This is a genomic window from Pseudodesulfovibrio portus (assembly GCF_026000375.1).
Taxonomy (GTDB): Bacteria; Desulfobacterota; Desulfovibrionia; order Desulfovibrionales; family Desulfovibrionaceae; genus Pseudodesulfovibrio; species Pseudodesulfovibrio portus.
On sequence record NZ_AP026708.1, the window covers coordinates 1,196,628 to 1,208,533 of the forward strand.

The 11,906-nt window shown below is 60.4% G+C and carries 14 protein-coding genes and 2 tRNA genes; 13 read left to right on the forward strand and 3 right to left on the reverse strand.

What is annotated here, in order from left to right:
* Positions 1-14: 14 nt before the first annotated feature.
* The 4 genes from OO730_RS05765 to OO730_RS05780 all read left to right on the forward strand — a co-directional run bounded on the left by OO730_RS05765 (position 15) and on the right by OO730_RS05780 (position 5,200).
* A complete protein-coding gene (locus OO730_RS05765; protein ID WP_264983632.1) occupies positions 15-2,012 on the forward strand; it encodes a methyl-accepting chemotaxis protein in 1,998 nt (665 codons plus the stop codon).
* 236 nt (positions 2,013-2,248) lie between these two features.
* A complete protein-coding gene (gene cfa / locus OO730_RS05770; RefSeq protein ID WP_264983633.1) occupies positions 2,249-3,409 on the forward strand; it encodes a cyclopropane fatty acyl phospholipid synthase in 1,161 nt (386 codons plus the stop codon).
* A gap of 134 nt (positions 3,410-3,543) precedes the next feature.
* Positions 3,544-3,621: transfer RNA gene (locus OO730_RS05775), tRNA-Glu, on the forward strand.
* Between the two features lie 358 nt (positions 3,622-3,979).
* Positions 3,980-5,200: an MFS transporter gene (locus tag OO730_RS05780; RefSeq protein ID WP_264983634.1), complete on the forward strand. Its 1,221-nt coding sequence runs from the start codon at positions 3,980-3,982 to the stop codon at positions 5,198-5,200.
* Between the two features lie 38 nt (positions 5,201-5,238).
* Here the strand turns inward: OO730_RS05780 and OO730_RS05785 are convergent, their stop codons facing one another.
* Both OO730_RS05785 and OO730_RS05790 read right to left on the reverse strand, forming a co-directional pair.
* Entirely contained in the window at positions 5,239-6,288 is a 1,050-nt protein-coding gene (locus tag OO730_RS05785) for an FUSC family protein (RefSeq protein WP_264983635.1), read from the reverse strand.
* A gap of 291 nt (positions 6,289-6,579) precedes the next feature.
* Complete coding sequence (locus tag OO730_RS05790) at positions 6,580-6,876, reverse strand: putative quinol monooxygenase (RefSeq protein ID WP_264983636.1); 297 nt, start codon at positions 6,874-6,876, stop codon at positions 6,580-6,582.
* 106 nt (positions 6,877-6,982) lie between these two features.
* Here OO730_RS05790 and OO730_RS05795 point away from each other — a divergent pair, with 106 nt between their 5' ends.
* From OO730_RS05795 to OO730_RS05810, 4 genes are all read left to right on the forward strand, one after another.
* The gene (locus OO730_RS05795; protein WP_264983637.1) at positions 6,983-7,342 is read left to right on the forward strand and encodes a cupin domain-containing protein; all 360 of its coding nucleotides are present in this window, start codon (positions 6,983-6,985) and stop codon (positions 7,340-7,342) included.
* A gap of 511 nt (positions 7,343-7,853) precedes the next feature.
* The gene (locus OO730_RS05800) at positions 7,854-8,447 is read left to right on the forward strand and encodes an RNA polymerase sigma factor (protein ID WP_264983638.1); all 594 of its coding nucleotides are present in this window, start codon (positions 7,854-7,856) and stop codon (positions 8,445-8,447) included.
* A complete protein-coding gene (locus OO730_RS05805) occupies positions 8,444-8,740 on the forward strand; it encodes a hypothetical protein (protein WP_264983639.1) in 297 nt (98 codons plus the stop codon). Before OO730_RS05800 ends, OO730_RS05805 begins: the two co-directional genes overlap by 4 nt.
* Positions 8,741-8,751: 11 nt before the next feature.
* On the forward strand, positions 8,752-9,165 hold the full coding sequence (locus OO730_RS05810; protein ID WP_264983640.1) for a hypothetical protein: 414 nt from the start codon (positions 8,752-8,754) through the stop codon (positions 9,163-9,165).
* Between the two features lie 9 nt (positions 9,166-9,174).
* Here the strand turns inward: OO730_RS05810 and OO730_RS05815 are convergent, their stop codons facing one another.
* The gene (locus OO730_RS05815; RefSeq protein WP_264983641.1) at positions 9,175-9,465 is read right to left on the reverse strand and encodes a hypothetical protein; all 291 of its coding nucleotides are present in this window, start codon (positions 9,463-9,465) and stop codon (positions 9,175-9,177) included.
* A 250-nt stretch (positions 9,466-9,715) separates the two neighbouring features.
* On the opposite strand from OO730_RS05815, the gene OO730_RS05820 reads away from it, so the two are divergent.
* The 5 genes from OO730_RS05820 (at position 9,716) to OO730_RS05840 (ending at position 11,897) form a co-directional block, all read left to right on the forward strand.
* Positions 9,716-9,809, forward strand: a tRNA-Sec gene (locus OO730_RS05820).
* Positions 9,810-10,138: 329 nt separating this feature from the next.
* Positions 10,139-10,357 carry a hypothetical protein gene (locus OO730_RS05825; RefSeq protein ID WP_264983642.1) on the forward strand — a complete coding sequence of 73 codons (219 nt, stop codon included), beginning with the start codon at positions 10,139-10,141 and terminating at the stop codon, positions 10,355-10,357.
* A gap of 11 nt (positions 10,358-10,368) precedes the next feature.
* Positions 10,369-10,824, forward strand: a complete 456-nt coding sequence (locus OO730_RS05830; RefSeq protein WP_264983643.1) for a COG3415 family protein — start codon at positions 10,369-10,371, stop codon at positions 10,822-10,824.
* A 211-nt stretch (positions 10,825-11,035) separates the two neighbouring features.
* The gene (locus OO730_RS05835; protein ID WP_264983644.1) at positions 11,036-11,452 is read left to right on the forward strand and encodes a hypothetical protein; all 417 of its coding nucleotides are present in this window, start codon (positions 11,036-11,038) and stop codon (positions 11,450-11,452) included.
* Between the two features lie 163 nt (positions 11,453-11,615).
* The gene (locus tag OO730_RS05840) at positions 11,616-11,897 is read left to right on the forward strand and encodes a hypothetical protein (protein WP_264983645.1); all 282 of its coding nucleotides are present in this window, start codon (positions 11,616-11,618) and stop codon (positions 11,895-11,897) included.
* The last annotated feature ends 9 nt before the right edge of the window (positions 11,898-11,906 follow it).

Consider the following 11,906-nt stretch of genomic DNA (forward strand, 5'->3'; position numbering starts at 1 on the left):
TGCATGGAGGGAACATGAAGGACATCAAACTGGGCATCAAACTGATCGGCGGATTCATCGCAACCGCGCTCATCACCCTGCTCGTCGGCGGAGTTGGCTACATCCAACTTTCCAAAATGGCCGGCCACGCGGAAATGCTGGGAAACGAGGACATGCCGAAGATGGTGAATCTGCTTCAGGCTGAATCGTACATCAACGAGGTCATGATTTCCCTCGCTGCCATGATGTCGCCATACACCACGCTGGAAGACAGGAAACAACAGTTCCTGACCGTGGACGAAAGCCGACAGTTGTACAAGAAGCACTTCGATGCGTACAGCAACCTGCCCCACTCGGACGAGGAGGAGGAAATCATCCAGCGATTCCTTGCCGGTGTGACGAAATGGGCGGGATACAACGACGAAGCCACGGAAAAATCGAAAGAGCTCATCAAGCTGGATATCCTCAACCCGGACCAGTACCAGAAACGGCTGTGGATGTTCATCAGCGACCACCACATGCTCGCCTCCAAGATCGGCGTGCTGCTCCTTGACGACCGACCGTTCGAGGGTGGGGAAGACCCCACCGCATGCAGATTCGGCCACTGGATGGAGTCATATTCGACTTCAAATCCCGAAATCCGGGCATTGATGGAGGAAATCAAGGAGCCGCACGACACATTCCATGCAACGGTCGCCAAAATCAAGGCGGCGGCGGCGAACAGCGAATTCGGCAAGGCAATGGACCTCTACCAGAAACAGATGCTCCCCGCCGCCGAAGAGGTATTCACCCTGTTCGCGAAGCTGGACGAGCAGGCGGAGATTTCCGCCAAGGTCCTGCATGACATGGAAATCACCATGACCACGAAATCCATGGCCGAACAGGAAAGGACCATGGGGATTGTCGACGAACTCATCTCCCTCAACCAGCGGGAATCCGAGAACTCCCTGGCCCAGGCCCACAACGACGTGACGTCGGGCTCGATAATCGCCGTCACCGGCATCGTCGTGGGCGCGATCCTGGCCGTCGTCCTGGGCGTGGTCCTCACTGCCGGGATCACCAAACCGGTGCGCAAGGGCGTGACCTTTGCCCAACGGTTGGCCGAGGGCGACTTCAGCGAACACCTCGACGTCGACCAGAAGGACGAAATCGGCGTGCTGGCGACGGCCCTGAACGACATGGTCGACAAGTTGCGCGCCATCGTGGAATCGGTCCAATCCGCCTCCGACAATGTGGCCGCCGGAAGCGAAGAGCTGTCCGCGTCCTCCCAGGCCCTGTCACAGGGCGCCACCGAGCAGGCCGCCTCCATAGAGGAGGTTTCCTCGTCCATGGAAGAAATGGGCGCAAGCATCAGCCAGAATGCCCAGAACGCCCGGCAGACCGAAGGGATTTCCCGCAAGGCCGCCGACGATGCCCGCAAGGGCGGAGAGGCCGTGACCATGACCGTCCAGGCCATGAAGGACATTGCGGAGAAAATCTCCATCATCGAGGAAATCGCCCGGCAGACCAACCTGCTCGCCCTGAACGCGGCCATTGAAGCGGCCCGCGCCGGAGAGCACGGCAAGGGCTTCGCCGTGGTGGCGGCCGAGGTCAGGAAACTGGCCGAAAGATCCGGGACCGCAGCGGCAGAGATCAGCGAGCTCTCGTCTTCAAGCGTCGAAGTGGCCGAAAACGCGGGAAAAATGTTGGACCAGATCATACCGGATATTCAAAAGACTGCCGAACTGGTGCAGGAAATCGCCGAATCATCCAACGAGCAGGACGCCGGGGCAAACCAGATCAACACCGCCATCCAACAGCTGGACGACGTCATCCAGCAGAACGCGTCCGCCTCGGAGGAAATGGCCTCCACTTCCGAAGAGCTGTCTGGCCAGTCCCAGAGCATGCAGGCGACCATGGCGTTCTTCAAGATCGGCGGAACCGGTCACTCCGGCACGATGCGGGTCATGGCCGAAAGGCCCAGGGCTCTGCCCGGAAAAACCGGGATATCCGAGGATTTCGACGAAGCCGGAGACGACTTCGAGCGATTTTAACCGTTCCCTATCAACCATGCATACCTACCCCATGATCCGGGAGCGGGAGCTGCGGCTCCCCTCCCGGAGCTCCTTTTCTGGCTCCGGGAATCCACCGGAATCATGAGTTTTTCTCCTTCCTTGGACCTTTTTCCCACCCCGGCTTGAATCGGGCCTGTTCCGGTGGTACGGTTTCCACAAACCTATCGATCAGCCCGGCAGTGCCGGTCGGCCTGCCGGTTACAGGAGGTCGCAACATGGATACAAGCAGACAGTTCCTTGCCAATCTGCTGGCCGAGGCCGGTGTCCAGGTTGACGGCGGGGCCCCCTGGGACCTGCGCGTCAAGGACGATCGCCTCTTCCGCGAGGTGTTGCTCAAGAAAAACCTGGGACTCGGCGAGGGCTACATGCTCGGCTGGTGGGACTGCGAACGGGTGGACGAACTCATATGCCGGGTGCTCAAAAGCGGCACGGCAGACCGGGTCCGGGGCTGCTGGCGGCTCATCGTGCGCCTCGTGCCGACCCTGCTCGTCAACCTGCAAAGCCTGTCGCGCGCCCGGATCGTGGCCAGACGGCATTACGACCTGGGCAACGACCTCTTCCAGGCATTCCTCGACTCATACCTCCAATACAGCTGCGCCTATTTCAAGGGGATGGCCTGCGAACCGGACCCGCTTCAACTGACCGCAGACCAGGTCTCCCGGGACCTGGAAACGGCCCAGCAGTCCAAAATGCGCCTGATCTGTGAAAAACTGGAGCTCAAACCGGGCGAGACCCTGCTGGACATCGGCTGCGGCTGGGGCGGGCTGGCCCGATTCGCCGCCGAGAACTACGGCTGCACCGTGACGGGCGTGAACATCTCCCGCCGGCAGATCGACTTTGCCAGGGAATTCTGCAAGGGGCTGCCCGTGGAAATCAGTGAAGCCGACTACAGGCTGCTCCACGGGAGCTACGACAAGATCGTGTCCGTGGGCATGTTCGAACACGTCGGGTACAAGAACTACAGGACCTTCATGGAGACCGCCGCACGCTGCCTTGCGCCGGACGGCCTGTTCCTGCTCCACACCATCGGCAGCAACGCGACCAGCCCGGACATCGACCCCTGGATCTCCAAATACATCTTCCCCAACGGCGTCCTGCCGAGCATAGCCCAGATTTCCCGGGCCGCGGAGAAATGGTTCACCGTGGAAGACCTGCACAACTTCGGCCCGGATTACGACCGGACGCTCCTGTGTTGGCTCAGGAAATTCCGCGACGCCTGGCCGGATCTCCAACAGCGGTACGGCCAACGGTTCGGGCGCATGTGGGAATACTATCTGCAGTCCTGCGCAGGCTGCTTCCGCGCCCGCGACATCCAGCTGTGGCAGATCGTTTTCACGAAAATCGGCCGGGATCAGCCCTGCTGCCGCCTGACGTGACATAAAACGTCCGGAATCCCGATGTTTTTCAGCAGGATGAGCCGATAAACCAAAAATCGCCGAACCAGTGCACAAAACGGTGGACAGGATGCGCCTTGTGTGTAAAAAGAGCGTTCCTTTCAGGCACCACATGCGTCCCCATCGTCTAGCCTGGTCCAGGACGGCGGCCTTTCACGCCGTTAACAGGGGTTCAAATCCCCTTGGGGACGCCACGTCATCAAAAAGGCGGGAGTTGCGAAGCAACTCCCGCCTTTTTTTCTTGTTCGCCGGCTTGCGATAGCGGCGCATCTGCACCACTCTCCCAAGCCTCAAGGGGTCGGGGAAATACGTTTGGGTGAACGCAGTTCTGTTCGGAACGGCGGGCGTTGACCCGCTGTTGGGTGCCTTTGGCACCCAAATCGCTCGTGGTGAATTTTTGGGGAGAGAAAGAGGGCATGGGAATCGCAGCAGAATATCATTCGATTCATTTTACATTGATAAATAAGTGAGATAGTGAGCGGTTGATTACTTGACGGTGTACCGGTTCGTATTTTATTCGAAAAACGGGCTTAGCCTTGGAGGGGAGGAACAATGAAGAGGACCGCAGCCCTGCACTATGGATGGGTGATCTGCCTTACCGGGGCGGTGGTGCTGTTTTCGTGCCTGGGACTGGGACGTTTCTCCCTCGGCATGCTCCTGCCGTCAATGGGATCGTCGTTGGATCTCAGCTATTCGCGGATGGGGCTCATCAGCACCGGGAACTTCGCCGGGTACATGGTGGCCGTGCTGCTGGCCGGGACCGTCACACAGGCGCTGGGCGCGCGCAAGACCATTGCCGCCGGGCTCGTTCTGGTCAGCCTGTCCATGATCCTGATCAGCTTTTGTGCGGGGTTCCACGGCATCCTGATCCTGTATTTCGCCACCGGCATAGGGTCCGGGCTGGCCAACGTGCCGCTCATGGGGCTCATTTCCCACTGGTTCCTGAAGGATATTCGGGGGCGGGCCGCCGGATTCATGGTCTCGGGAAACGGCGCGGCCATCATTTTTTCCGGCCTGTTCGTGCCCTGGGTGAATGCGGATTCGGGCGGGGAAGGATGGCGCACGGGCTGGCTGGCCCTCGGCGCGATCTCGCTGGCCATCTCCATGGTCGCCGCCTTTCTGTTGCGCAACCACCCCCGCGAAAAGGGACTCCTGCCGCTGGGCCGGGCCGCCGACGCGCCTGCGGTCGGCAAGGCAAAAACCGGCGAGAAGACGGGAATATTCCGCCGCGACATCCTGCACCTGGGCGCCATCTATCTGCTTTACGGCGCCACCTACGTGGTCTACGCCACCTTCATCGTCACGGCCATGGTCGACCAGCGCCACTTCGGCGAAGACACGGCGGGACAGTTCTGGGCCATCGTGGGCGGCCTGTCCATCGTCTCCGGCCCCCTGTTCGGATGGCTGTCCGACAAATACGGTCGCAAGGCGGGCATGATCGCGGTCTTCCTGCTGTTCACCCTGTCCTATTCCTTTGCCGCCCTGGGGCTGTCGGACCTCTTCCTCTACGCCTCCATATTCATCTTCGGCATCGCGTGCTGGAGCATACCGACCATCATGTCCGCCGCCGTAGGCGACTACATGGGTCCGGAACAGGCGGTGAAGGCCTTCGGGTTCATCACTCTTTTCTTCGGAGCGGGCCAGATCATCGGCCCCGCGCTGGCCGGATATCTGGCCGATGTCTCGGGCAGCTTCAATACGGCCTTCTGGATGTGCGCCGGCCTGACGGCCTGCGCAGCAGCCCTGTCAGCCGCCTTGAGGCAATCGAAATAACCCCGGACACCCACCAAGGGGCATATGCAGGCAAGGGTTCAATCCCTCTTGGCCATCTCGGGCTTGTTCAGGACATCCAGGAGATATTCGCCCAGAAGCTGGGCTGCGTTGATGAAACCGAGGACCTGGAAGAGGCGGCGGGCTTCGAAGCGGTCGGTGACGCCCTGGTGGCGAAGCTCATGGAAGCGCTCGTCCGCAGCCACCACGGCACCGGCCAGGGCGTGGCTGTCGTGGGGCTCCCCCCGACCCAGGGCCCGCAGGGCCTCGGCGGTGGCAGAGCACAGCGCGTTCAACTCCGGGGCCATGATGATATCGAACCCCTCCCCCTCCACGTCGTTGAGCAGGTTGAGCAGGGCGTGCATCCGTTCCAGGACCGACCGGAGCGTGGTCACCTGCAGGGAAAGCAACGCCACGTCCTCCCTGAACAGGCGGCGTTCCATGGCGTACACCTTGTGGAACATGTCCACGTTCTGCCGAATCTCGCCGTTGAGGTCGAAAAGCAGGTCCGGGTCCGCCTTTTCCTGGCGACTGAGAAAATGGCCCACGAGCCGGGCGTAGAGTTCGGCGGCCTCGTCATACTGCGCCCGAAGACGGGCCCGCAGATTTTCGCCCGTGCGGTTGGGCCAGACGAGCACGGACACCAGGAAGGCGCACGAGACGCCCATGCCTATCTCGGCCACCCGGGACAGGGTGAACCAGATGCGGTTGTCCTCGTGCAGGCTGGTCAGAAAGACGATGGCCACGGTGATGGCGGCCATGCGGAACCGCTCGTTATAACGGGTCAGGTAGGCGCAGAGCCCGGTGCCGACGAAGATGCCGACCAGGGTGTACGCGGGCTCGGGCGGCAGGACCAGGATCATGACGATGCCCATGGCCGCGCCCAGGGCCGTGCCCGTGAACCGGTACACGCTCATGCGGATTGAGTCGGCCACGTGGACCTGCATGACGATGACCGTGGTGATGACCGCCCAATAGGCGTAGGGGATTCCCGCTAGGTCCGACAGGACGTAGGCCATGACGCCGGCCAGGCCGACCTTGATGCCGTGGCGGACGTGGTCCCGCGTCATGCTTTCCGGTAATGCCGTCATTGTTGCTCCATGGCCCGCTGCATGGGCCGAAGGGTCCTTCTCACATGGTGCCGACCAGGTCAAGCCGGAGCGCTTCTCACCCCCGGATACCTCTTTTTCCTTGTCATGGGCAAACAAATCCCCCTGCGCTGACGCAAAAAACGGAAGCAGCCATGTCATTGACCGAAATATCGCCGACATCGAGCCCGGCGAGGAGTCAGGCAGTGTTTCAAGCAGCGGGACCGTCCCCCGGACAAGACAAGAGGCCCCCGTCCGTCAGGATGGGGGCCTCTCATTCATTTGCAGGGCCGACTATTCAGCCACGTCCACCGCTTCCCATATGTTCACGGACTTGTCCGCCACCAGGTCGGTCGTGGCCGCGTGCATGGCGGCGATATGCGGGGTCTTGCCGTGGGCCGCGAGGTGGGCCGGGCTTTCCCATATTTCATAGAACAGGAAGGCGTTGCCGTATTCCGACCGGTGCAGGTCGTACCGGATGCAGCCCGCTTCCGCGCGGACCGGGGCAACCACCTTGTTGAGTTCCGCTTCCAGAGCCGCCTCGCAGCCGTCCTTGGCCATGATGGAGGCCGATACGTATGTCAGAGCCATGATCTCCCCCTTAAGGAATTTCGTGTTGTCCAAAATGCGACCTTCCAATACGCTACCCGTCATAAAACGACAAGCTGCCGCACACCTGCTGCACGAGGAGCCGATTATGCCCGACAAGGTCAATCTCGCGGAAAAATTCGCCCTGTTTACCGAGCAGTGGAGCCACAGGCTGGTGGGCCGGATCAACGACATGGACGTCAAGCTGGTCAAGATCGAAGGGGAATTCATCTGGCATTCCCACGAAACCGAAGACGAAATGTTCTTCGTGACCAGGGGACGGCTGACCATGCACTTCCGGGACAAGGATGTGGTCGTGGAGCCGGGGGAATTCATCATCATCCCCCACGGGGTGGAGCACAAGCCCTCCTGCGGGGAAGAGACGCACATCATGCTCGTCGAGCCGGCGACCACCGTCAACACCGGGGCCGAGGAGTCGGACTTCACCCATACTCCCGAAGCTCTTTGACCTCGCCTGTAACCATCCCCCGGGTCCGCGCGATTACTCTATCGTAACCGGACTTGTCAGCCGGACTCCGCCCCGGGGAGGGGAGCGGCGATGTCCCGGATGACGGTGATACGCAAGTCCGTGGTCAAGGAGCCCGGCTTATGGAAAACTGTTTCATGGGCGACGGTTCACTTTCCGCCGGGAAACCCGGCGACGGCGAGGATGGTCTCTTGCCGCAGAAGGGAACCGTGAACCGCCCTCCGGTCCGGCACGGAGGAGGCCCTGCCGGGCCCTGGTTCAGGCACCACGCCCTCCGCAAATGACCGGCGAAGCATGGAGCGGATGCGGCCCTTGACGAGCAAGGCTCGCAGCGCAATTCCGACTCTCCGCCTTCTCCCCCTCCCAATCCCGAGAAGGAGCCGTCTCCAGGCCGCGCCCCTCAACGGGCGCGGCCATTGACCGACAGGACTTGTGGTCCCCGGTACGGTAAGGCTATGTAACGTGTCGGAGCGACGGAAAAACCAAGGACGCGATGGCCGTACAGCCCGACGAGACAGCGATTATCGCCAGGATACTGGCCGGAGAGGTGAACGCCTACGAGGAACTCATGCACAGGCATGAGTCTTACATAGCGCGCCTCGTCTCGGCCCATGTTCCCGGCGATCAGGTGCCGGAGGTGGCGCACGAGGCCTTTGTCCGGGCTTACCGGTCGCTGTCCGGCTACTCGCCCACCGCGCCGTTCCGCAACTGGCTGACGACCATCGCCCTGCGCAGTTGCCACGACTTCTGGAGGGCGGCGTACCGGCGAAGGGAATCGCCGGCAAGCGGTCTGAGCGAAGACGGCCGACGGTTCATCGAAACCGCCCTGGCAACGCGGTCCAGGGAGGAATTCGAGCGGCTCGCCCGGCAGACCGAGGCGCGCCAGATACTCGACCTCGTGCTCGACCGGCTGAAGCCTCTGGACAGGATGATCATCACCCTGACCTACCTGGAGGAAAGGACCGTCAGCGAGACCGCGGCGATGCTCGGCATCAGCGTGCCCAACGCCAAGGTGCGGGCCTTCCGGGCCAAGAGACAACTGAAGAGCTTCTTGAAACGACACGGCATCCAAGGAGGGGAAGCATGACTCGTACCAAGAGGGATATACACGCCCTGTTCAGGGCCATCCACGACAGCAGGAATATCCCGCCCCTGCCCGCCGCCTGGCGATGGGGGGTAATGGACCAGGTGCTGCGGAACACCGGGCCGGAGGACCCCCTGTCCCGCATGGCTCCCCGGTTCACCCTCGCGGCCATGGCCCTTTCCGCCATCGGCCTTGCCGCCGGTTCCTGGTCTATCCACAAACTGGCCGTTGACATGGGCAGCGCCTACGCCTCCATGCTCCTCGACCTGACATCAAGCGCCTGGGCGCTGCTGTAGGGAGTGTTGCCATGAAAAACCGGAAAGTCTGGACGGCGTTCCTGTCGGTCTTTGTCGCGGGCGTCATCGTCGGCGCGGCGGGCCTGGGCATGACCTTGCGGTTCCACATGAAACCGCCCCGGGACAGGCAGGAATTCCACGCCAAGGTGCGCAGCCACCTGCTGGAGGAACTGGTGGAAGAGGTCCGACCGGACAAGGCGGCCATCCCGGCCATTGCCGCGTCCCTGGACCAGACCCTGCACGAACTCGAGGCCATCCGGGAATCCGTGGACCCCAAGGTCAAGGCCACCTTCGAGCGCGGCCACGAGCGCATCCGGCAACAGCTGACGCCCGAACAGATCAAACGGTTCGACGCCATGCTGGAAAACATGCGGACCGGCAAATTCGGCCTGTTCCGCCCACCGCCGCCTCCGCCCCCGTTCTAGGGCGTCGGATCACTCGCAGATGGCCGGGTCCCCCGGCTCCAATGCGGCGAGGTATTCCGCAGCCGGCTCGATGCTGCGGGTCGTGAGGCGCGCTCCCCGGGCGACCATGTTCCGGACGACCAGCTTCCAGCCCGCCAGCGATCGCACCCCCAGCTCCTGGCAAACGGGCTTGAGCGAATGACAGGACCGGCAGGCCCGCCGGACATCATCGGCAATGTCATCGCCCGCCGCCGAAAAACCGGAAAATGCCACGGTCACCGCCAGCACCACGCCAACAAAAAACATTTTTCTCAAGCTCATATAAGCCTCCGACGAGATGGATGACTCCATATAACCATATTTCGCCCAAAGTTGCATGTCGGAATCCGTACGTCCCCCCGACACCGGCCGCCGCCGGACAAGCCCCCATTATTGCGGGTCAAAATCGTACCCAAAACAATCCCGCTTGTCTCGCGGGTTCAAACTTGCTACTCAATATCTCCCCGAACGAGGCACCAGCCGCATGCGGCCGAGTTGTTGGCTCCCCGCAAGGAGCCCGTGCCCCAAACAGGGAGGCGTGTCGTCACCGGTGTGGCGCTTGGTCTTCAAAACCAATGTAGGGCAGTGATGTCCTGGGCAGGTTCGACTCCTGTACGCCTCCGCCATATTTGAAGAAATTGGGAGCCTGCGGGTTCCCTTTTCTTTGCCTTGTCGTCATTCCCCCACGCTATCCCCCACACCACATAGCGCTCAACAGTGAACACTTCCCAATACCCCGACGACTTTTGTCCCCTCCGTATAATAGAGTGAGAGGGCTGTTCCAGGCCTCTCACAGATCGGTCATATTTCGGACGTGTTTTACCTAGTTGAGTTCCATAATTCCGAGTATAAAGAGCTATATCCCAGCAGACAGTTAAGCATACGCTTAACGGCCCAATTCAGGGCATTTATTTTTCCCATTCTTCTAAACCATATCCCATAATTGGAGGCTCACATGATCTGTGAATCATTGGAGCGGTACAGGCCGGTCAAGTCACCTTGGCATGCTCGTTTTCGTGAATGGCAGATTCCCTACCATGTGGTTGGTCGATTTTGCGGCGTCTCCCCTGGACGTATCGCTCAAATCGTCAACGGCTTCACTGGCACCCCAGAACACATCGAGGAGAAGTTCCGCGAATTGGAACACATCATCGAGCAGGAGATGACACAGTGAGGAAAAACAAAATGACAGACATCGCAATGCACGCCGTCAAAGGCGGTATGCCCATGAAGGAAGCAGCCGAGGCAGCCGGGGTACACCGGACAACTTTATGGCGTGCGCTTCAGAAGGCTAAAACTGCCACAGAACAGCTTGAGCGTGTGCGAGGCGGCAGGAAGCGGGAAGCGCTTGAAATGCTTCTCTCGAAGCAAATGGAGTTGATCTACAATGCCCTGGAGAGACTTCCCCCTGAAGAACTGGACAAACAAGGGGCCTCATTCCTCAAGGACCTTGCCAGGACTGGCACCGTTAACATGGGCATCCTGATTGATAAGATCGCTAAGAGCGAGGAGGCAGGGGAAGGTGGCACGACCATCATTATCAACGTACCCGACTCCCCAGCCCGTGATGGCGAACAAGTCGAACAACCAGCCGAGGACCAAACCACCCAGGCCGCGCCCACCGTTGAGGTGAAAATCTAAACCGCCTTTTATTCTACCCCCCGTATTTTCAGCGGGGAACCTACCGTCTCAAAATCGCGTCCCGTCCTACAGCAAAGCGGGAGACACCCCCGGCCAGTCCTTTATGGCGGCTTGAGCTGTGAATCATAGGTGTAGATTTATCATGAAGGCGGGGACACTTTTGAGACACCCGCCGCCCCGCCATAGACACCCCCCCCATAAGGAGAAAATAATGAGCAAGACCAAGCTAGACCCCGGCAAAACCATTGAGCTTGCCAGCAAGGGCCTAAACAATGCCGAGATTGCCAAGGTTCAGGGCGTTCACAAGTCCACCGTTGGACGTTTTCTCGACAAGCACAAAGATGAACTCGCGGCAGCCGAATACTTTCAGGAGAATCACAGCACCTTCCTCACGGCCCTGCAGTCCAGTGCGGCGAGCCTCCGCTTCGACATCTTGGCGGAACTCCGCAAGCGTGGCGTTGAAGGTATGACCTCCCACGAGCTAAAAAGCCTTTATCACTCCCTCTCGGTATGCCAGGGCGTGGACTTCGACAAGGAACGCCTTCTCTCGGGGCACAGCACGGCGAACGTCTATCACATCTTCGACTCAGCCAATCAGAGAGCCAACGAAGAGCTTGGGATAAAGTAGCCTTTTTGAAATTCAATGCGGGTGAAAAGGGGTGTGCATATAACTTTCCTTGCCGCCCCGGATCCCCCCCTACCTCCCCCCGCTACCCCCTGACCATATTTCACTAGTGAAACCCTGTAACCCGCAGCCACGGAAGGCAGCGGCAGCGCATAGGAGTAACACTATGCCGAGCATCTACTGTGTGACGGTCAACCTAGACCGTAAGGACCCCGATGAACCGCCTTTGATCGGGGAGCACCTGGTTATAGCCGACAGCCTTGAGCAGCTATTGACCAGGTACCCGGAGGATCAGGAGCGCAAGAGATGGGTACATGAGCGGATAACCGAGATCCGCTTGCTTGCCTCAACCACAAGCACGGCGGCACCGATGGCCTATCTCGACATCCGGGATACCCCAGACAAAAAGGCAACCGACCAAGGCAAAACCACGCCCGTGGTCCACTAGGAGGTAGCC